Below are 22254 nucleotides of genomic sequence, written 5' to 3' on the forward strand. Positions count from 1 at the left end.
AGTTAAGACCATTGGGAAGATACCACTATTTAACTATCTCGTAGGATAGCTAAAGGGAGATACGTTACCTCACTACAGCAGTATCTAACATCAATAAATCCATCAACTCATCCTCTTGTAGCTCTGTTAACCAATTGCTTGATTGAATAAGTTCTTCTGACAGTGCAGATTTTATTTCAATCATTTTATCAATTTTTTCTTCTATCGTACCAATGGTTATGAATTTATGCACCTGAACAAATTGAGTTTGCCCAATTCGATAGGCACGGTCTGTTGCTTGGTTTTCAACAGCTGGATTCCACCATCGATCAGCATGTAATACATGGTTTGCCGCTGTTAAATTTAATCCTGTTCCTCCAGCTTTTAGTGATAGTAAGAAAATCGGAAACTCCCCGGCCTGGAATGCATCAACTAATCGATCACGCTGTTGTTTCGGCATACTTCCCGTTAAGAAAGGTACATCGATGTCATAAAGCTCTGAGAAACAATGCTGGAGTAAATGTCCCATGCCAATATACTGTGTGAAAATGATACATTGCTCTCCATTCTCAACAATTTCTGCCGCTAATTCAACAATTCTTTTCAGCTTTACCGAGCGATTGAGCATAGTTCTAGCATCATCAAATGGCTGTTTTAAATAAAGGGCAGGGTGATTACATAGCTGCTTTAGTTTACTAAGCATTTGCAGCACGCGGCCTTTTTTCTCAAAAGCAGTCATTGCCTCTAGCTGAGCCATTGTGTCTTCAATATACCCCTCGTAAAGTGCTGCCTGTTCATTTGTTAAAGCACAAAACTCTTTCTTTTCTTGCTTATCAGGTAAATTTAGCATTAGATCTGGATCATTTTTCGTACGTCTTAACAAGAATGGACGAATTTTAGAACGTAAAATCTGTTTATGCCGCTCAGATTCATCACGTTCAATCGGAACAATAAACTGCTCCTGAAACTTTCCGAAGCTGCCTAAATAGCCTTTGTGAATGAAATCAAAAATCGCCCACAATTCAGAAAGTCGATTTTCAATAGGCGTTCCCGTTAAGGCAATATGGTGTTTTCCTTGTAACTTACGGATTGCACGAGATTGAAGAGTTTGCATATTTTTTATATTTTGGGCTTCATCTAACGTTACTGTAGCCCAATCTATATACTGTAAAAACTCAATATCTTGAGAAATTGTTCCGTAAGTAGATAACACAACTTTTGGCTGCTCTATTTCAATAAATTTAGTAAACGCTTCGTCTTTTATGCGAGAAGAGCTATAGTGAGTATGCACTTTTAAGCTTGGCGCAAAACGGGATAATTCTTTTTGCCAGTTCCCTAAAACAGAGGTAGGGCAAATAATTAATGTTGGCTGATGTTCATTTAACGAGTCGTACGTATGAAGCAAATAGCTTATTAACTGAACGGTTTTACCAAGTCCCATATCATCGGCTAAAACAGCCCCAAATTGTTGTTCACGCATAAAAGCAAGCCACTCAAATCCTTCTTGCTGATAAGGACGCAGCTGTGCTTGTAGACTTTTCGGAATTTGAACGTGAGGCAGCCCTTTTTTATGCTGCAGCTGATCCACATAATCTTTTAATGAGCGCTGCATTTCAAATGCAAATAAAGGATCGTCACGTTCGTCATCTTCCTCTTCCTCAACTGGGGCAGATAGTTCTTCTGGAAGCTCACGGAACAATAATTCGCGAACAGTCCAGTTTTCCTTTTCAGCTTGGTCCATTAGCTCGCGAATTTCATTCATCCAATTTGCGTCCATTCGGAACCATTCATTGCCAATTTGTATAAATTCACGATTTTCATCTACAATTTTTCGGAATTCTTCAGGACTAATTTCCTCACCATTAATTGAAAGCTGCCATTTAAATGATAAAATATCATCTAAGCCTGCGACAGAACGTTGAGATTGATTACTTGCACTTACACGAACGCGCATTTTTGTTTGTTTTAATTCTTTTAACCAAGCAGGGAGGATAACTTCAAACCCAAGTGCACTAAGCTTTGCAAAGTCATCCCGTAAAAGTTTTCGAATATCTGATTCTTCTAATGTAACGTGTAGAAATGTATCAGATGTAACGTTGGAATGGCTTAAATCCATTAATTCCAACATTTGTTTTTGTAAATTAGTAATATCATCTGCAAACGGCAACCACTTATCAGGGAGTGCCCGTTCAATAGGCAAACGACGTTTTCTAACAGCAGGAGTCCAAAGTTTTGGCGTTTTTACCGAGCTTAAAACTGTTTCAAGAAGCCATTCTGATGATGTATCTTCAGGCTCGCTTAATCGGAGTGCAACTTTTACATTGCCGACTGATCGCTCTTTATTCAATGGCCAACCACCATCTTTAAAGAAAGGTAGTAAGGCTGGTATATCTCCTACTGTTAATCCAGCGAATGCTAGCTTTTGTATAACAGCAGTAGTAAGAATTGAAGCACACTCATCTAATTTAACCTCAAATTTTCCATAGGCTTTTTGAACAAACTCATCTTCAGCAAATTGTGCAGGTAAATCAAACGCTATATTGACTGTCCCTTCATCTTCTTGTATGACAGCATAATCCCAAAGTGCACTATTGTTCCAAACTAGCTGAAGTGCATTTATGGTAGAAAGGAGCAATTTTGATTGTTCATCCGCTCCGGTTTGTTGAATAAACGGATGTTGGTATGCTGGAGAAAATAAATCCATTAATTCTGAGACTGTCAATCTAATTTCATTATCTTCAATAGTTCCATTTAACCCATAAAAGTTCGGTTCATAGCGATAAAATAAATAATGCGACCAGTCCGTGGTAGGAAGAATCAAACCATCTTCATTTACTGCTGCAACAGAAAAGAAACCTGGTTGTTGTTCATCGAGCTTTAACCGAAGTAACTTCGTAAATGGTGTTGTAAATTGAATATCTGTCATACCAGTAAATTTCCTTTCTCTAATTCTTCTTGTAATGCTCTCAAACGTTTATATTGCTCACGCACAGTTTGGATATAGTCTGCCCAATAGTTTGTTTTACCGCTCTTTTTTGCTGCGGACTTCATCATTTTCCAAATACGAACTGCTTGCTTGTAATTCATACGTGATTTTTGTTTCACTTCTTCAAGTGCATAGTAATGATAAAGTGGAAGGGTTACTTCTGGCGCCTCATCCAGTACTTCTTTTAAACCACAAGTCTCTAAGTAAGAAATGGATGATGGGTATAATTGATGAAGAGCTGCCCAATCCTCATATCGTTTTGTTTTTAATAAATAATTTGAGTAAGGCTGAACCCCGTAAACTCCAAAAGCGGTATATAGCATTAATTCCTCATGCTCAGTTAATTTAATATTGTCAAATAATAAATTAATACGACGTACTGACATTTGACGCTGTTGAGGCAATAGATATTTATTTATAAATTCATTTAAATGAGGAACCGTTGCCCTTAAAATCATTTCTCCAGCAACCTCATCATTATGTGAAAATGAAAACTTTGCTAAACCAAAATAAATATCTAACTGTTCTGGACGAATTGTAGTTAAAATTTCTCTTAATTCATCGTAGTTTTTAAGTAATATATGAAAAAGAGCGAGCACTGTTGGAAGTGGAACATCTTCACTTAAATTTGGATTTGACGAAGGACTTTCAATAAGGTTTTGAATTATATCGCATTCTTCTTCAATCCGTTTTCTTTCGATAAATATAGTATCCCAAAATAATAAATATAAGTTCAGTCTTCTGCTAATATACTCTTTTTGCTCAAGTAAAAGCTCTCGAACTAATGATTGCAACACATCAAAAAAAGGATCAGTTGCAAAAAGACGGGATTTTCCTGAGATTTCATGTACATAATTTTGAATCGTTTCAAATCTTCTATCAAAAAAGTATTCAAAGTAATCATTTTTTAAATTCGTATCAGTTTGAAAAATATGTTGCCATAATTTATTAAGCACGGCTACTTCCATAAAAAGGTTGTATATCGGCTGCCATTCCCGTTCAAAAGGCAAGTGCTTTTTTAATTTACTAAGTGCATTTTCAGCAATGTTTGAAATGAGGAATTGCTCAATTTGACGCCCTTCAGGCAATAAATGCGCCATCACTTCATTGACCATTCTAAGCCAGTTTTCCGGTGTTCGGTTAGATGCTAGTAAATGCAAGTTAACACCCTTCTTGGCACGCCATTTCGCCGACCAGTCTTGGACAGAATCCAGGTACTGATAGAGTGAAAGAACTACACTGACCTTATGACGACACCAATCTTGTTGAGGACAGCTGCATTGAATGACATTACTATTGAAGTGAACCGTTACTTCTGTCGGGCGAACATCTTGGACAGCAGTATATAAAACGCTCGTTGTTGGGATGTAGCGTTCGAACACAACCGATTTGTTTCGCACGGCAAACAATGCGCGGCGTACAAGCTCTTCATCTTCGGTCACTGAAGGATGCAACGTCCGCTCAATTTGTTCAAGTTGTTCTAAAATAAAATTTTTATGTTCATGCGCAAGTGATGAAACTGATAACCCCATACCATCGCTCCTAAAAAAGTCTGTCCTTCCATTATAACTTGAAATATAAGGATTGATAAGCAAAAGGATTGTGTCTGCTCAAAGATTGCTTATAAATTTTTGAATGGAGATTTTTAAGGTGGAGATATTTTGGTGAATGATACGAAGTGTTTTGTAAGCAAATTGATGAGGGAGCCTTAATGGGAAAAAGAACGTACATTTAATTTCCTAGATGAATATAATACAAATTAAAAATATGCCCTAGGTGACTTTCATAATTTATTAAACTCTACGTATAAAATACAAGGGTGCGAGTAAAACACCAGCTTCCCTCTTTAATAGCAATCGTTTATGCCTAATGTTTTAACATTTTAAGGAGGAGATTATGAATAGAATAATATATATTCTCGGGCTTTTATTTTTATTAAGTGCTTGCAGTAGTGAAAAGGAAGAGATGACGAATTCAGCTGCTTCAGAACAAAAAGAAATTAAAACAGAAGAAAGTAATTTAAACGAACAAACAGAAGAAAAAGCTTTAGAGGAGATTACTTTAGAAAAAGCTATTGAAATTGATCACTATAACCTGTACTTAATTAATCAAATAGTTGGCTCTGTTGATATGTATTACTACGGAAACTTTGACTATTTCTATACGATGAACCCTGAACTCAGTTATGTAGAAATCGCAGATGATTTAACTAATCGCTTAAAACCCTATATGACGGAAGAATACATTGAATCCTATTACTATGACTATATTACAAATCATTGTGTAGCGTGTGATCAGCCGTTTACAGTTAGTATGGCTAAAGAAGCAGATTCTGTTGATATAACAATTCATAATGAAAATGAGTTTACTCTCCATTCAACTTATGAACCAAAATTTTTACAAGACGGTGGGACTGTTGATACAACTTATTTAAAAGACAATGGCCAATGGAAAATCCATGAGACAAATGTTGAAATTCAACCATCAGAAGAATTGGAGCCACCAGCAGAAGAACAGGCTAAGCAACCCACATATACAGATTTAGGTGTACATGTAAAAGGTATAGTCGAAAATATGGTTAGTATTTATTATCAAGATAACGGCGGTGTGGATAATTTTACAAGCAATTACGATTTAAGGCAAAATCTTTTGGAAGACAAAGAGATGTATGAGAAAAATATGGACCTTATCCTAAAATATTTTGATGGCGTTTCGCCACTTTTAGATGAAAGTCAAAAAATATGGGAAGATACTCTGGAGCATTCTCTAGATGTGATCGCAAAATATGAGGCGGATAATAATAGCATTGATGTTATTTTAGGTCAACATTACAATGAAGCATTAGTAAACAGGATGTCTACAATTTTTGATAACTTCGGTGAAGAATTGCCAAAGTGGGAAGAGCAAGGAGGTCAGTAAAGGACTTTTCAAAAGGCTAGGTTCAAATAACCTAGTCTTTTATTAAATTGATATTTTCTTAATGTTTTTGAGAATTATTCTCCCAATAAGTGGTTTATTAGCTTTGTTGATTATTATAATGCATACTTGTACCTTGTACTTCTCTTTACGAGCAAAAGCCAAAAGACTACGTTATTTAAGGGCTAGCCTATGTTTCCACTTTTGCAAGGTGTATATTCGTTACTTCTCCTCATTAATCACCTCAATCATAAAACAGGAAGTATTGCCTTTGTATACTTGGAAATTAATCTATTTTTAATTTGTTTACAGAAAAGTAAAACTTATGAAATGGGTGATTTCAATGCTAAAGAAAAAAGTAGCAAACCGCGTATAAAAATCTCAGACATGCTAAGAAGAGTTATTTTAAAAAATAAATAAGAACGCAAAATACCTCCAAAAATTCAAATCACGTAAAAAAACCCCGAAAGTGCGTAAAAAACCCCGAGAAGCGCGTAAATATTGCCTGAAACCGCGTAAAAAGTCACAGACCTACTAAAAAGAAGTGACTTTAAAACATAGATAAGAACTTAAAATAAATTTAGAAATACAAACCGCGTAAAAAATCTGCGAAAGTACGTAAAAATTCCGAAAACCGCGTAAAAAAGAGGCAAACCGCGTAAATATAGCCTGAAACCGCGTAAAAAAGAGACAAACCTCATAAATATCACCTAAAACCGCGTAAAAATCCCTATAATGCTCTAAGCATGCAAATCTTAAAACATGCCGCAAAAAAAGAGCATGCTTTGAAAAATTTTCACTCAAAACATGCTCTAAAAATTCTATTTGAAATCCTAATTTCCTTAAAGTTACCGCTAGTTCAACTATCTAATATAAACCCTAATCGACTGAGATGCATCATCAATTGTTAGTGTAAGAGTGAATGAATCTCCTTCAGTTAGACCGTTTTCACCCAATTTAATCGTTGTGCTGCTAGTGCCGTTTGAAGAAATAACAACGTCATCATTTGATGAATTAACTTCAGATATAATTGGTCTAATATAATCTGAGGAGCCATCAAAGAAGATTACTTCACCAGTAGAAGCATTAATTGATAGGGGCTCATTGCCATATTGGTCTTCGATTTCAAAGAAGCCTTCTTCTAGTATTTCACTGAACAAATCACTAGTAGTTAATTGCAAATCATTTTCTGAAATATCAATTTCGATATCTTTTAATAATTTTTCACTTAATGAATTTTTATCAATCAGCTCGAATTTACCGCTAGCCTTTACATTTTCCCGAGAAATAGTAATGCTATGTGTAATTGTTTCACCAGTTTCATTAATAGTTATACGAATCTCAGCCTCATATTTATCTGTTTCATTTTCTAAAATACCATCAGCATCAATTGCTTCGGGATTTGCAGTTACACGGTTTCCTTCAATTGTTAAATATTTACTATCGGTAGTTATATTATATGCACTGCTAGGGAGTTCAACTTCATTGTCTCCAATTAAGCCGAATACTTGGATATTTGCATCATCTGATTCGATAAATTTACCATCTGAAGTAACTGCAAATAGAAGCGCATCGCTTTCTACTTTATAATCTGATATTTTAGTATCGTCATCTGTTGATCCGTTATCAGGATTAGTAGTTGGCTCTTCATTTTCCTCTTTTTCATATTCAACAACCGCCTTATATTGAATACCATCGATTTCGAACTCTACCGTTTCTTGTACGTTCTCGGTTAATGGGTTTGAAAGCGTAACATAGTGTGTAGATTGATCAGAAAGTGTAACTAATAGTTGGTTATTTGAAATGACATCAACTTGAGTTACGGAAAGATTCGGTTCTTTTATTTTTGTTAGATTGTATAGAAATTGAGCAAATTGGACACGTGTTACAATTTTTTTCGGGTTGAAAAGCTCAACTTTCGTTATATCATAATAATCTAGAACATTTATAGCTGGGCGTGCACTTTCCTTCGCTTTATATAAATCTACTACCTCATTTTTAAAAGATTGATTGTCAACGTACGTCGTATAGTCAAATTGATGAATTGTCGATAGTACATTTACAAGTACAACTGCCATATTTTCACGTGTTATTTTATCTGATGGATTTAATTTACCATTATCCCCATTAAAAATACCTTCGTCTTTTACTAATGCAGCGTACTGAAGAAGCTCATCGTTTGAATTTGAAGTTAAATCTGTAAAACGCATCTTTGTTTTATAGTCTGATGGAATTTTGTATCCATTTACAATTAAATATTTACCGATTAGCTTTACTACATCCGAGCGTGTTAAATCTTTATTCGGTTTGAATGTTCCATCTGGATAACCGCTAATTATTCCCATATCTACTAGCTCGGTTGTTATTCCTTCAAGTGAAGTTCCTTGTATATCTGAAAATTGGGCTGCACTTGCTACACCTGGAGTAACCGTTGAAGCAATCACTGTAAGAGCAGCAGCTGCTGTAAACAAGTTCTTACCACTTTTCTTAGTTTTCATATTAAATCCTCCAAAATTAATTTAGACCTAGTTCCATTCTATAATTATTTTGGCTTTGTTAAAAGAAATTAGTAATATTATATTTTTTTGGAAACATAGTCTTGAAAACCCCCAATCCTCTTTTCAATACTAAGTAAATGACCATTCAAAAAAGCCTCCTATTCAAAGTACTTTCGCATAGGAGGCAAAAGTTAATTTTCTTCTTTATTTAATTCAGAACCGCCTTTACTAAGTGCATCATCATATACTAACAAAATGGACTTTATAGCGTTTAGAAATAGGCGACGTTTTTTTGCATCTTGTGCCTTGATGAATCCTAGCAGCTGCCGAAGCTCTGGAGATTCTTGAAGCAGCTCAAAATAGGATTCGCCGAAGCTTATGATGTAACGTTCACGCAAATCTTTAGTTTGCATTGTTAAAGCTTCTACTGATAATTTCTTTTTGTTGCGCGGTCGATCGAGGAGCATATCTAAAAATTGTTCATCTGGGATGTTAAACGTTTCTTTAATTTTTGGCAGCAGATCAATAGGAATTGGACGTTGACACCTTTCATAGTTTGAGTAAGTATTTGGAACTAATTTAAGTCGATAAGCTGCTTCGCCCTGTGTAATATTTAATTCTTCTTCACGGTATTCTCTTAAGTGCTCGCCAAAGTTCATAACATCACCGCCTCACTGCATTTCATTCCTAATCCAAAATTGGGAAATTATTATATTATAAGTGTAAAATATTTCGCTCCGGGGGGAAAGAGGAAAAGGGTTCGGAAAATTATTACAATAAATTGTAAAAAAAGGAAATAGGTAAAATGAAATGGGGGAATGACAATGGTAATGTTTGAAATTTCTATACCGCAAACGAGCAATTATCAATTAGGCAACTCTGCATTTCAATGGACACTAACAATTTTGAACGACCCTAAAAAGAAACGACGCCTTCAATATTCTTCAATTAATCGCTACGAGGAAATTGGTAAAATCGAAATCAATGGCTACTCCTATGAAAAATTAATTTTTGACTTTGAAAAAGGGAAGTTACATATATCTTTAAAAGAAGTAAACCCTAATGCTATTTTAAACATATTGGAATCACTTACTATACAAACCTCTCCATCATCACAAGTTTTCCTTTTGACACGCTATCGTAAAAGACCAAATCAAAAATAAAGAGCAGCTTACAAAATAATACAAATATCGCTAAAATTCGTACAAAACAAGAAGTTTGAAATAAGAAAAGTATGGAGACTATATCATTAATATGGTGTGAAGTTCGTATGATATAAATAAATTTCTTATTTTCAAGCGACTTACTTCAAGAATATATAATGAAATCGCTTTCAACTATGTTTTGTATCGAAATTGGGAAAGCAAGAAAGCTTCCATTTTAGGAGGGATTGTATGATACAAGTGCAATTTATGAAACCCTTTTACACAAAAGTGACGGGAAAAACCCTTCGTTTAGTGTTTGCTTATCAATATTTTTCGATTGTTAAGGATGACGAACTGTTTCATTTTGTACCGGTAGAGGGGAAGGAAATGGTCATTAATCTTGATACGAAGCAAATCGAAAACCTTTCTGAAATCTTTGTGTTCCAGCGCGGCAATCGTTTTATTCGCTTGCCACTCTACCAGCTGCTGCTCATTTCAAATGTACATGAGCATTTATCACCGATTTTAGAAAAAGCCTCATCCAGCGAAGAAACGGTCAATTTGGTGCCTAAGGAAGAGGAGTCCGATGTGCAAAAGATGATCCGAAAGATGGAAGAGGTAAACTTTGAACGGTTAATTGATGAAGCATTAGAACAAAGAGATGAAAAGCGTTTCTATGAGTTGTTAGAGCAAAAAGCAAAAATGAAATGAGTTATTTTATGTTTAAGCAAGCACCACGATTTGAATATAAATCGGGGGTGCTTTCGTTTTATAGAGTTTTTGGAAAAAAGAAGCCTATTTAATAGGCCAGGAAAACTTGAATTATTGCTAAAACTATCCCGCAGCCAATAATACCAAAGAGCCAATCCTCTTTCGTTAAAGTCAAACGCTTCGATTCCTTCATCATTCTCCCTCCTTTAAAAATAAAAGCCCTTTTTAAACCTAGTATTACCAAAAAATAAAACTAGTAAACATATTTTAGATCACTAGTGTTGCATAAATAGTGTCATAATTTTCAGTTTACTCACCTTCCCTGTTTAGAGGCAAAAAAGTAAATACCCAATCAAAGGTGTCCCCATCCATTTGGAAATTTATTTACAATTAGACTTTTGCAACGACGACAATTTGCATATTTAAGGGATGGCTTTTCCTTCAATCTTTCGAAGCCAAACATTCGCTGGTTTCCACAATGCAGCCCTTAGATAACGGCTAATCTGTAAGGTTTTTCGCTTGCTTCTGGTCTCGATTTGTACGAGAACATGTAGGCAAAAAACAATTAGTGCGATAAATACTTGATTTTGAATCGCCCATTCGCTTTGACCGTAGAACTTTTTGATGCTGAGATGTTGTTTGATCCATTTAAAAAACAGCTCAATTGCCCACCGTGATTTATACATTTCTGAAATTTCTTCGGCGCTTAAATCAAAACGATTTGTAATTAAATGAAGTTCATTTCCTTTTGAGTCAATCACTTTTAGAAGCCGAAAGTAATTTTCAGCACGGTTTTGAGTCGTACCTATCAACACCATTTGGTCTGATAAAACAGCTGTATCCTTGGGTAGCTTAAAATCGTAAACGTTCCGTATGACTGCATTTTTGCGTAGCCGTGAAAGAAAGAAGTAGCCATCATCAGTCATGCGATCAAAGCGCTCGTAGTCTAGATAACCACGGTCAAACACATACATGCATTCCTTGTCATCCACCATGATTTCAAGCTGACCACGGTCATGTTCTTTTGCCGTTGTCATAACGGCCTTTTCAGGATAGGATATACCCTTTTCCATAAACACAAGGCGCAAATGTAACTTTACACCTGCTTTTGTTTTGCGGAATTTAGCCCATTTATGATTGGTCAAATTAAGTGGCAATGTGCTTGAATCAATGATTTTTAACGGCATCACGAGTTTCGTGTAATGCGTTTTGGCATGAATTTGTGACACTAAATCAAGGAAAAGCCTTTGAAATAGATCAGGGTTTATGCCGTTTAACCGCCGTGACAACTGAGAAATACTAATAGAATCAAGGTCTATCCCTTTTTGAAGCTGGTCATCGAAAAGACAATCACCCAGCGCATGCAGACTTTCAATTTCTTGTAGCTGCGCAAAAAGTAGTAATTTTAGAAATGACTCTGTCGTTAATTTTTTCGTATAGTAATCTAATTTCATCGTTTTCACGTTTTCTTCAAATAATTGAAGATTTATAGGTGAAAACCATTGTCCAAATGAAGTTTTTCGTGTAATCTTGTCCATGTGATGGTCCTTTTTTAGTGGATTTGGACGGGTTACCACCTGACTAATCCATTATAAAGGACTTTTTCTTTGCATAAAATAATAATATTGAACATTTTGAGTATTTTTAATAGTGAATTTAAATTAATGCAACACTAGTGATTTTAGATTTAAAAAGTTATTCAAAGGTAAGGTACTGCGTTAAGAATGCATTTCCATAGTATGAGTCGATAATTCATTAAAAAGAAAACGTTATGCAATGGAATTGTAATAAAAAATGTGTAGAGTAGAGACAGATTCAATCTATAAAATGCAATATGAATTCAGAAATACTGACTAAATCGCTACAAAAATTTTGAAATTTAACTTCCTTAATTTCTATTAAAATACGAAATTAATTCACACAGTGAAAGGAAAGTTGTATACTATACCGTGATTGAATAAAATTCAAAAGTTTCATATGCAAAATATAAATTTTGGACAGGCTTTTAAGAATGATACTTATTATCGGCCCAATCATACTTATCAAACCAGCTCAAGCATGAGATAAAGTGTACATGGGTATTCTTAAAAGAAACTAGTCGAAAAACAAATAAAATAGACACTCGTTCTCGAAGTTGAAAGGAAGTAACGAAAATTATGACAAAGACAGTTTGTGTTGTTGGGTTAGGATATATTGGATTACCAACAGCAGTTATGTTTGCAAACCACGGCGTAAAAGTACATGGAGTCGATGTGAATCCAGCAGCTGTGAGAAGCATTCAAGAAAAACAATTACACATTGAAGAAAACGGCTTGCAAGAGCGCCTAAATAAAGCGGTAGATGAAGGATTCCTAACAGCATCTACTACGCCTGTAGAAGCAGACGTATTTATTGTTGCAGTGCCATCACCAATTAATCCTGATAAAACAGCAAACTTAGAATATGTACGTCAAGCAACAGCATCAATTGTTCCTTATGTAAAAAAAGGAAACTTAGTAATTTTAGAATCAACTGTTCCACCAAAAACAGTAGAACGCATTATGATTCCAGAACTAGTTAAAACAGGCTTAGAAATCGGAACAGATATTTACGTGTCACACTCTCCTGAACGTGTAATTCCAGGACGTATTTTCGAAGAGCTTGTAAACAACGATCGTATTGTTGGCGGTATTAATCGCAAATCAGCAGAATTAACAAAAGAGCTTTACGAAACATTTGTGAAAGGACAAATTCACCTAACAGATGCGACAACTGCAGAGCTTGTAAAAGTAATGGAAAACACATATCGTGATGTAAACATTGCATTTGCAAATGAGCTTGCAAAAATGGCAGATTTACTGGATGTGAACATTTGGGAAGCAATTAAATTTGCAAACTTCCATCCACGTGTAAATGTTCACTTCCCAGGTCCTGGGGTTGGGGGACACTGTATCGCAGTAGATCCATGGTTCTTAGTAGAGCTTGGTGGAGAAAAGGCACAAATTATCAATATGTCCCGCAATACAAACGATAGTATGCCTAAATTTACAGCTCAAAAAACACAAGCAATTTTAAATCGCAACAAAATTGCTGGCGGTAAAGTTGCTGTATTAGGTCTTGCTTTCAAAGGAAACGTTGATGATATGCGAGAAAGCCCATCAACAGAAGTAATCGAAGAACTTCAACACCTTGGATTAGAAGTAGTATCATACGATCCACATATTAAAGAAAACAAACACGAAACTCAAACTCAAAGTTTAGAAGAAGCAACGAAGGATGCAAATATTATCTTAGTGTTAACAGATCATAACGAATTCAAAGCATATAATCCGTTAACAATTTCTACACAAAATAAAATTGTGTTTGATACGAAAAACTGCTTAAACCGCGAATCATGGCAAGAAGCTGGCTTCCAATTCCATTTACTTGGAGATGCGAAGAATAAATAATAAGCTTCGAAATAAAAATAAAATGGCAGTGTGCACTGTAATTAGCACGCTGCCAATTTTTTACTGATAATAGTATAAAAGTGAATAATGTCTAGCTCCAACGCCCAGCCCCTCGAGGTCGCTTCGGTACCTTCCCACGTGTGCGAGCACACTCGTCAGGTCCCTCCAGCGCTTGTCGGGGCTGACCAGGGCGTTTGCGCTTTTCTTAAGGACGGTTGAGAATATGAAAGAAACAGTACTTGGAATTAATGTTAATACAGAAAACTATGATGAACTAATTACGGATATTTTTAATCGAATTGAGAAGAAAGAAAAATCATTAATCGTCGCCATCAATCCTGAGAAAATTATAAAAGCAAAAGAAGACCCTGCTCTGAAAAAATTATTAAATGAAGCAGAAATTCAAATTCCTGATGGCATTGGCGTTATCCTTGCGTCTAAAATTCAAAAGGGCCAAATTACAGAGCGGGTTACAGGCGTTGATATGATGATGCGCCTATGCGCTGAATCTGCAAAACAACAAAAGCCAATCTTTTTATACGGTGGTAAACCTGGAGTAGCAGATAAAGCAGCAGAGAAACTAAAGGAACTTTACCCAGGAATTGTAATTGCAGGTACACAAGACGGCTATGAAAAAGATAATGATAAAGTCATTGCTAAAATAAATGAAGCAAAGCCAGATATTTTATTTGTTGCAATGGGCAGCCCGAAACAGGAAAACTGGATAAACGCTAATCGAGATCATCTGCACCCTACAATCTATCAAGGTGTTGGTGGTTCATTTGACGTTTTAGCTGGTACCGTAAAGCGTGCGCCAGAAGCGTTCCAAAAAGTAGGTATGGAATGGTTTTACCGATTAATGAAAGAACCAAAGCGCATTAAACGCCAAATGGCACTGCCCTTGTTTTTACTAGAGGTAGCGCGCGGATCGAAAAAGAAGTAGAATAAATTACAGCTCGTGCATTATAATGGTAAGAAAACCAGACATTACTTTAGAAGATAAAACATTTTTGCCCAAATTTATGCATGTAAAAATAATTTTGTAATCTTTGTAATATTTTATTGTTCTTTTATTACTCTGATGTTACAATGTAGTCAGTAGTAAGATTTTCTCTATGATATATAGCAATATATTTTCCCTGCAAGGAAACGGTTGGTAGCCCGAAAAGAAGGTCTAAGCAAATTTGCTTAGACCTTCTTTTTTGGGCTATTAAAAGAATCCTTTTAAATTCATCTAATTGCCTCGCAAAAAATAAATCAAATTTTTATGCATAATTCCATAAATGTTATAATATACTTATTCGGGTAGATTACCTATTAAAAAATTATAGACACAAATTACCGAAGTTGATAAAAATTAGTGCATTTCTTTACATATACTAATAATTCATTTAAGAAAACTCACTATTACTTAAATAAAATAAATAATATAATTATATTACAAAAGTTATTTTTCTGTTATTTAATATCAAAATCTATTAATTTCATGTAACTTTTGATAAATATAATTATATTGAAATAATAGTAAAAAAATAGAATGAAAGAAAGTATTGGTTTTAGAGGTGTATTTGTGTCATAATAGGATTACATTTGATGTTATCCAAAATACAAAAATGGTAATTATTTAATAGCATTAGTTTAGGCAATTCTGTAATTAAAGCTAAAAAATGATTGACATACCATTTGTATACTACTAAACTTTTATGTGTAATAGTTTTCTACACATAAATAGTGAGGATAACTAAAATTATTACTAGAATTAGAGGAGGAAATCTTTCTATGGCTAACCAACCAAAGAAATACAAAAAGTTTGTAGCAACTGCTGCAACAGCTACATTAGTAGCATCTGCAATCGTTCCTGTAGCTTCTGCTGCAGCATCATTCCCAGATGTTGCTGAAAACAATTCACATGCTGAAGCGATCAACGCATTAGTTGAAGCTGGCATCATTAAAGGGTACGAAGATGGTACTTTCAAACCAAACGCACAATTAACACGTGGACATGTTGTTAAAATGCTTGGTAAATGGGTAGAAGCTCAAGGTTTCGAAATCCCAGCTGACTACAACACAGTTCAACGCTTCGACGACGTAGCTGTTGACGCTGCTGACCAAGAATTAGTAAAATACGCTGCTTTAGTAAAAGACACTGGCGTATTCTTAGGTTCTGATGGTGACTTAAATGCTGCCGACAGCATCACTCGTGAAAACATGGCTCTTACTTTAGACCGTGCTTACAAAGCTGTATTCAAAAAATCTTTAGTAGAATTAGCTGAAGGTTCTACAAACTTAACAGTTTCTGACCTTGCTACTGCTAAAGAAGAAGCTCGTGAAGAAATCCAAGCTCTACGCAACTTAGGAATTTCTAACGTTAATACTTTCAATCCAAAAGACACAGTAACTCGTGCTCAATTCGCTTCATTCTTACACCGTACAATCGAAGCTGAAGGCACTCCATCTACAGAAGTTGGAGCAATTAAATCTGCAACAGCTACTAAAGTTAACGAAGTAACAGTAGTATTCGACGCTCCTGTAGCAGATACAGAAGCTGCAAAATTCGCATTTGCTCGTGGTACAACTGCAATCAACGTTACTGATGTTGACTGGAGCGAAGACAAAACAACTGCTGTATTAACAGTTGATACTAAATTCGTTGATGCAACTTACAATTTAACAGTAACTGGTGTAGCTGAAAAAGAATTAACTGCTTCAATTAAAACTACTCGTGAAGAAGTATCTTCAATCGAATTTAATTCAAGCACTTTAGTTTTAACTGGTACTGAAACAGCTACTGCAAAAGAAGCACGTATTACTTTCTCTGTTTATAACCAATATGGTGAAGAGATTACAGATGATATCCCAACAAGTCGCTATAAAGACTTAAAAATCAGTGGTATCGATGAAGAAAGCATTGAGTTCCCTGCTGGTTATAAAGGTGTTATCTCTGTAATGGTTGATGAAGATGAAGATGATGATGCAGAAGGATCAATCAGCTTTACTTACGAAAATGGTGAAGTTGAAATTGATGTTGATCAAGATGTAGTGCTTTCAGATGAAATTGAACCAGGTTCTGTAGAAATTAAAGGTGTTTATAGCCCAACAGACGAGGAACTAAGCACTAAAAACTTAATTGATGGTGATGAATTCTACATTATCTTCAGTGTTAAAGATCAATTCGGTGCTACGATTGACCCAGAATACGCTGACAAACAAAATGTTGCTTCTGGCGATACTACAATTTTAGAACAAGTTCAAGATGGATTACGTGTAGATGTATCTAACAAAGACATTTTCGCTTTAGTTGATGAAGAAGACATTGAAGTTAAGAATGTTGATGGGAAATGGTATTTCGCAATAGCAATCGATTCTGAAGAAGTAGACGAGGATGATATTGTAGGTGGAGAAAACACTGTAACATTCCGTGCTAAAGCTACTGGTGAAGAGAGCTCATCTGTAATCAAAGTTACTGATAGTGCTGAAGTGTACAAAATTGAACTTTCTTCTCCAGATGAAGTTGTTGCTGGTGACGAAGAAGTTAAAGTACCGGTATTTGCATATGACCAAAATGGAGAGTCAATTACAGATGCAGCTGAATTAAACGATGATCTTCGTGATGGTAAAATTAAAATTGACTGGGATGCTGATAGAGTTGCTTTAGGTAATGCAGCTGCATCTACTGTATTTACTTTCATTGAAGAAGATGGTCAATTATATTTAACTTTTGATTCAGCAGATAATTTAGGTGACGAAGCAGAAGAGCTTGATATTGATATTGAGGTTGATAAATCAGGCGAAGAAAGCTCAATTACTCTTGATATCGAACCTAATGCACATCCAGAGTCATTAGTAAAAATCGCTGATAATTCTAACACTTATATCTATAAAGGGGCAACACTTGAGTTAGCCTACGATGATTTTGTTATTGAAGATCAATATGGTCGAGTATTTGACAAATTCTCTGATACAGATTCATACCAAAAAGATAGTAATGGAAACATTGTTAGAGATAGTGAAGGCAATCCAATTCCATCTTGGAAAAACTACACTATTACTGGCAAATCATTAAATGAAAATAATGTCTCTACATCTTCTGATACTTCTGGATTAGATCTTGTTGGTATCGATGGTAATGCTACAGTTGAATTCACTTTAACTTCTAGAGACGTGGAAGGTAACTTAGTAACTGATGTATTAAGTACTACAATTCGCACAGTAGAAGCATCCGACTTTGATTCTTATAAAGTATATAGTGATGAATTAGTTTATGGTAAAGATGATGCTTCACCTGCAGATAATGCTAATATCGAAGTATATGGTGTTCTTGGAAACGGTGTAGAAGTAGAATTACCAGCTGATGGTATTGCTTATAAAGTTCTAGCAGGTGACTATTTAACAGTTACTGATACAGATGAAGTAGATGTAAAAGCAGATATTACTGAAATTGGTACTAATCTAAGCGATGCTGGTGATCGTATTGAAACAGATGTTACTGTAGTAATTAATGGTGATGGATCTCGAATTGAACATAAAATCACACTTGCTGAAGCAACACCAAAAGTTGCATCATTTGAACTTGAGGATGCAGATTCATTAAATGGTAATCTGTTGAAATCATTAGATATTAATGTAACTAGTGGAGATACAGTAATCACTGCTACAGATATTTATGCAGCATTATTATCACAAGGATCATTTGATATAGAAGATCAATATGGTGAAGATTTAGATAATGATGACTTTAACTCATCTACTGGTGAATTTACTTTCTTCCGTGGAAAACAAAAACTCGGCTTAACAATTTCTGATATTAATTCAGCAAATGATGACGATGTTGAAGTACGTTCAAATGGTACTGTTTCAACTAAAATTTATGTAGGCGGTAATAACGGTGTTGTTGAAGGTGATTCGTTCAACCTTACATTAACTATTAATGGTAAAACTCAAACTGTTAAAGTTTACGTTAAATAATAATTATTACTTAAAAAAACTCTATGGATAATTCCATAGAGTCAGACTGTAGACAAACTCGAAAATTCGAGTTTGCCTACAGTCTTTTTTCTTTTAAAATAAAATTAATAACCCTTTTTGAATAAGTTAGTTGATTTCCGTTTCGGCGGACGCTTTCCGCGGGCGTGGGCCAATCCTCCTCGTCGCTACGCTCCTGCGGGGTATCGGCCGTCACGCTTTTCCCGCAGGAGTCGCCGCCTACACTACAATCAACTACTTCTAAATATACGTTGAGGTGAATGGAAATGATGTCGAAAAATCAAATAAATGAACGCGATCAAATTGAGATGATTACGATTGAAGAACTTGTACCAAAAGACCATCTTGTTAGAAAGCTTGAATCAGCCATTGATTATTCTTTCATCTATCCACTAGTAGAACCGCTGTATTCTAAATTAGGTCGCCCGAGTGTTGACCCAGTCGTATTAATCAAAATGACATTTGTTCAATATGTATTTGGAATCCGTTCAATGCGTCAAACAATAAAAGAAATCGAAACGAATATGGCGTATCGATGGTTTTTAGGATTTGGCTTCCATTCAGAAGTACCACACTTTTCAACCTTCGGTAAAAACTATGAACGTCGTTTTCAAGACACAGATATCTTTGAACAGATTTTCTATCGAATACTTAAAGAAATTGCTGATAAAGGATTACTAAGTGCTGACCATGTTTTCATCGATTCAACGCATGTTAAAGCGAGTGCGAATAAACGTAAATTCGAGAAGAAGATGGTACGTAAAGAGACTCGGGCATATGAAGCTAAACTTCAAGAAGAATTGAATCAAGATCGGATTGACCATGGGAAGAAACCATTCCCACCAGATAAATTTGAAAAAGAAGAGATAAAGGAAATTAAAGAAAGTACGACAGACCCTGAAAGTGGCTACTATGTAAAAGATGAACGAACTAAGCAGTTTGCTTACTCATTTCATGCGGCAGCTGACCGCTATGGATTTATACTCGGATCAATTGTGACACCTGGTAATGTTCATGATAGTCATATGCTTCAACCACTTGTTGAAAAGGTAATGGAAAAAGTGAAAAAGCCACTTGCTGTTGCTGCCGATGCTGCTTATAAAACACCTGCGATTACTAAATTCTTATTTGAACATGATATTCAACCAGCACTTCCTTATACACGACCAAAAACAAAGGATGGATTTTTACGCAAACATGAATATGTCTATGATGAGTATTATGATTGCTATCTTTGCCCGGAAGGGCAAGTCCTTAAATATGCGACAACGACTAAAGATGGGAAACGCCAATATAAATCAAACCCTACTCAGTGTGTAAACTGTCCTTTACTTACTCAATGTACAAGTAGTAAGGATCACAGAAAAATCATTGAACGTCATATTTGGGCACATCATGTAGAGGAAGCGGATCATCTTCGTCATCAAAGTGATATCAAACAAATATATGCTAGACGTAAAGAAACGATTGAACGTGTCTTTGCAGATGCAAAAGAAAAGCATGGTATGCGATGGACAACCCTACGTGGAATTAAAAAATTGTCTATGCAGGCGATGCTTACTTTTGCTGCCATGAATTTAAAAAAGCTTGCTAATTGGACGTGGCAAGCTTCAGAAATGGCCTAAAATATAATACTCGAAGAGTGTTTTTACCCCAAATAAGTCGGTTAAATACCCAATAATCTATTAAAATTACAAAAGACCTTCAGAATAAGCCCATTCTGAAGGTCTTTTGTCAACAACCTGACTCTATGGATAATTCCATAGAGTTTTTTACTGGCGTGCGCCCGGCATGCGTATGAACTATAGGGTGCAAGTCCCGAACCCCGAAGACAGAAGTAGAGGTTAGCTAAGAGCAAGGGTGTCCGTGGCGACGCGGAATCTGAAGGAAGCTGGAGGCAAAACACCGGTCCGAGGAACACGAATCTCATATAAGGCTAGGTATGATTGAATGAGTTTGCGCTACAAAACAAAGTTCCTTCTGTCGAAGGTCATATCAAGTAAATGAGGCGGATAGATGGTGTGAAAGTGCATGCGCTTACCCGGGGAGGTCTGACAGAAACGTGAAGTACCCTTCATAACCTACTTGGAGACAAGTAGCTGAACTGTCAGAAGTCAGCAGAGGTCATAGTACGAGTAGGTCTAGAATTACTCGGAAGGACTGAACAATTGAGAGAGATTAGCCCTTGGCTTTCCATCTAGAATGAATAAGCACAGAAAACAGAGAAACCTCACGCTTAGAAAGTAGTGGTGAATCCCACGAGGGTATTTGCGGAGGGTGGAGTTCAGATGGGCATAAGAAGATAAGCTAATCACGGAAAGGAACGAAATGGTGATGTTGGATCAAATTCTCGAACGGCAAAACATGATACAAGCGCTAAAGCGAGTTGAAGCGAATAAAGGAAGCCATGGAGTAGATATGATGCCCGTACAAACCTTACGACAGCACATTCTCGAAAATTGGGAAAGCATTAAATCGCAGATTTTGAATGGAACCTATGAACCGCAACCAGTACGTCGAGTCGAAATCCCGAAACCAGATGGTGGTGTGCGTTTACTAGGTATCCCAACCGTGACAGACCGTTTGATTCAACAAGCTATCTCGCAGATTTTATCGAAGGAATATGACAAAACATTTTCGGACCAGAGTTATGGATTCCGTCCAAACAGGAGCGCCCATGACGCCGTTCGGAAAGCAAAGGGTTATATAAAGGAAGGTTATCGATGGGTGATTGATATGGATTTAGAGAAATTCTTCGATAAGGTCAATCATGACCGACTAATGGCAACATTAGCGAAACGAATTTCAGATAAACCTTTATTAAAACTTATTCGTAAATACCTCCAAGCCGGTGTCATGATAAATGGAGTGGTTTCAAGTACAGAAGAAGGAACACCACAAGGTGGACCTTTAAGTCCTTTACTTTCAAACATAGTTCTAGATGAACTCGATAAAGAGTTGGAGGAACGTGGACATAAATTCGTTCGATACGCAGATGATTGTAATATTTATGTGAAAACAGAACGTGCGGGACTAAGAGTAATGGCGAGTGTACAAAGATTTATCGAAGGAAAACTTCGTTTAAAAGTAAACGAAAAGAAATCAGCAGTAGACCGTCCTTGGAATCGGAAGTTCTTAGGTTTTAGTTTCACGAATCATAAAGAACCAAAGGTTCGTCTTGCGAAAACAAGTTTAGTTCGAATGAAGAAGAAAATACGAGAGATTACCTCAAGAAAGATGCCATACTCCATGGAATACAGAATCGAGAAGTTAAACCAATATCTAATGGGGTGGTGTGGTTATTTTGCATTAGCAGATACGAGTTCCATATTCAAATCACTAGATAGCTGGATTAAAAGAAGATTAAGGATGTGTCTATGGAAGAATTGGAAGAAACCTCAAACAAGAGTCAGAAATCTTACTCGGTTGAAAGTTCCTTATGGAAAAGCATACGAGTGGGGAAACACCCGAAAAGGGTACTGGCGCATTTCTAAAAGCCCCATATTACACAGAACCCTCGGCAATTCCTATTGGGAAAGCCAAGGGCTGAAAAGTCTGAAAGTTCGTTACGAAACTTTGCGTTATTCATCTTAATTGAACCGCCGTAT

General features: G+C 35.9%; 13 protein-coding genes. 8 read left to right on the forward strand and 5 right to left on the reverse strand.

Annotated features, from left to right (window positions below; translation table 11 throughout):
* Positions 1 to 64: 64 nt before the first annotated feature.
* Together MKY04_RS03945 and MKY04_RS03950 are read right to left on the reverse strand one after the other, a co-directional pair.
* The gene (locus MKY04_RS03945) at positions 65 to 2905 is read right to left on the reverse strand and encodes a DEAD/DEAH box helicase (RefSeq protein ID WP_346235344.1); all 2841 of its coding nucleotides are present in this window, start codon (positions 2903 to 2905) and stop codon (positions 65 to 67) included.
* Positions 2902 to 4497 (reverse strand): hypothetical protein, encoded by a 1596-nt coding sequence (locus tag MKY04_RS03950; RefSeq protein ID WP_346235345.1) that lies wholly within the window; start codon positions 4495 to 4497, stop codon positions 2902 to 2904. Before MKY04_RS03950 ends, MKY04_RS03945 begins: the two co-directional genes overlap by 4 nt.
* Before the next feature lie 364 nt (positions 4498 to 4861).
* On the opposite strand from MKY04_RS03950, the gene MKY04_RS03955 reads away from it, so the two are divergent.
* Positions 4862 to 5884, forward strand: a complete 1023-nt coding sequence (locus MKY04_RS03955; RefSeq protein WP_346235346.1) for a lipoprotein — start codon at positions 4862 to 4864, stop codon at positions 5882 to 5884.
* Positions 5885 to 6744: 860 nt separating this feature from the next.
* Here MKY04_RS03955 and MKY04_RS03960 read toward each other — a convergent pair.
* Entirely contained in the window at positions 6745 to 8379 is a 1635-nt protein-coding gene (locus tag MKY04_RS03960) for an S-layer homology domain-containing protein (RefSeq protein ID WP_126295531.1), read from the reverse strand.
* A 191-nt stretch (positions 8380 to 8570) separates the two neighbouring features.
* Positions 8571 to 9038 (reverse strand): helix-turn-helix domain-containing protein, encoded by a 468-nt coding sequence (locus MKY04_RS03965; RefSeq protein WP_126295530.1) that lies wholly within the window; start codon positions 9036 to 9038, stop codon positions 8571 to 8573.
* A 165-nt stretch (positions 9039 to 9203) separates the two neighbouring features.
* Here MKY04_RS03965 and MKY04_RS03970 point away from each other — a divergent pair, with 165 nt between their 5' ends.
* Positions 9204 to 9542 carry a hypothetical protein gene (locus MKY04_RS03970; protein ID WP_126295529.1) on the forward strand — a complete coding sequence of 113 codons (339 nt, stop codon included), beginning with the start codon at positions 9204 to 9206 and terminating at the stop codon, positions 9540 to 9542.
* Positions 9543 to 9773: 231 nt separating this feature from the next.
* Positions 9774 to 10235: an IDEAL domain-containing protein gene (locus MKY04_RS03975; RefSeq protein WP_126295528.1), complete on the forward strand. Its 462-nt coding sequence runs from the start codon at positions 9774 to 9776 to the stop codon at positions 10233 to 10235.
* A 422-nt stretch (positions 10236 to 10657) separates the two neighbouring features.
* On the opposite strand, the gene MKY04_RS03980 is transcribed toward MKY04_RS03975, so the two are convergent.
* Complete coding sequence (locus tag MKY04_RS03980) at positions 10658 to 11773, reverse strand: IS4 family transposase (RefSeq protein WP_126296411.1); 1116 nt, start codon at positions 11771 to 11773, stop codon at positions 10658 to 10660.
* Positions 11774 to 12391: 618 nt separating this feature from the next.
* Between MKY04_RS03980 and MKY04_RS03985 the strand changes: the two genes are divergently transcribed.
* The 5 genes from MKY04_RS03985 (at position 12392) to ltrA (ending at position 22240) form a co-directional block, all read left to right on the forward strand.
* Positions 12392 to 13663 (forward strand): nucleotide sugar dehydrogenase, encoded by a 1272-nt coding sequence (locus MKY04_RS03985; RefSeq protein WP_126295527.1) that lies wholly within the window; start codon positions 12392 to 12394, stop codon positions 13661 to 13663.
* Positions 13664 to 13886: 223 nt separating this feature from the next.
* Positions 13887 to 14606, forward strand: a complete 720-nt coding sequence (locus MKY04_RS03990; protein ID WP_126295526.1) for a WecB/TagA/CpsF family glycosyltransferase — start codon at positions 13887 to 13889, stop codon at positions 14604 to 14606.
* 836 nt (positions 14607 to 15442) lie between these two features.
* Positions 15443 to 18628, forward strand: a complete 3186-nt coding sequence (locus MKY04_RS03995) for an S-layer homology domain-containing protein (protein WP_126296356.1) — start codon at positions 15443 to 15445, stop codon at positions 18626 to 18628.
* Positions 18629 to 18912: 284 nt separating this feature from the next.
* Positions 18913 to 20271 (forward strand): IS1182 family transposase, encoded by a 1359-nt coding sequence (locus MKY04_RS04000; RefSeq protein WP_346235868.1) that lies wholly within the window; start codon positions 18913 to 18915, stop codon positions 20269 to 20271.
* A gap of 706 nt (positions 20272 to 20977) precedes the next feature.
* Positions 20978 to 22240, forward strand: a complete 1263-nt coding sequence (ltrA, locus tag MKY04_RS04005; RefSeq protein WP_346235866.1) for a group II intron reverse transcriptase/maturase — start codon at positions 20978 to 20980, stop codon at positions 22238 to 22240.
* Positions 22241 to 22254 lie beyond the last annotated feature (14 nt).

The organism is Lysinibacillus telephonicus (assembly GCF_039654155.1).
Lineage (GTDB): Bacteria > Bacillota > Bacilli > Bacillales_A > Planococcaceae > Ureibacillus > Ureibacillus telephonicus.

Excerpts from the sequence above, each read along its gene's own strand:
- MKY04_RS03945 (WP_346235344.1), bottom strand. The coding sequence starts at position 2,905 with ATGACAGATATTCAATTTACAACACCATTTACGAAGTTACTTCGGTTA.
- MKY04_RS03950 (WP_346235345.1), bottom strand. The coding sequence starts at position 4,497 with ATGGGGTTATCAGTTTCATCACTTGCGCATGAACATAAAAATTTTATT.
- MKY04_RS03955 (WP_346235346.1), top strand. The coding sequence starts at position 4,862 with ATGAATAGAATAATATATATTCTCGGGCTTTTATTTTTATTAAGTGCT.
- MKY04_RS03960 (WP_126295531.1), bottom strand. The coding sequence starts at position 8,379 with ATGAAAACTAAGAAAAGTGGTAAGAACTTGTTTACAGCAGCTGCTGCT.
- MKY04_RS03965 (WP_126295530.1), bottom strand. The coding sequence starts at position 9,038 with ATGAACTTTGGCGAGCACTTAAGAGAATACCGTGAAGAAGAATTAAAT.
- MKY04_RS03970 (WP_126295529.1), top strand. The coding sequence starts at position 9,204 with ATGGTAATGTTTGAAATTTCTATACCGCAAACGAGCAATTATCAATTA.
- MKY04_RS03975 (WP_126295528.1), top strand. The coding sequence starts at position 9,774 with ATGATACAAGTGCAATTTATGAAACCCTTTTACACAAAAGTGACGGGA.
- MKY04_RS03980 (WP_126296411.1), bottom strand. The coding sequence starts at position 11,773 with ATGGACAAGATTACACGAAAAACTTCATTTGGACAATGGTTTTCACCT.
- MKY04_RS03985 (WP_126295527.1), top strand. The coding sequence starts at position 12,392 with ATGACAAAGACAGTTTGTGTTGTTGGGTTAGGATATATTGGATTACCA.
- MKY04_RS03990 (WP_126295526.1), top strand. The coding sequence starts at position 13,887 with ATGAAAGAAACAGTACTTGGAATTAATGTTAATACAGAAAACTATGAT.
- MKY04_RS03995 (WP_126296356.1), top strand. The coding sequence starts at position 15,443 with ATGGCTAACCAACCAAAGAAATACAAAAAGTTTGTAGCAACTGCTGCA.
- MKY04_RS04000 (WP_346235868.1), top strand. The coding sequence starts at position 18,913 with ATGATGTCGAAAAATCAAATAAATGAACGCGATCAAATTGAGATGATT.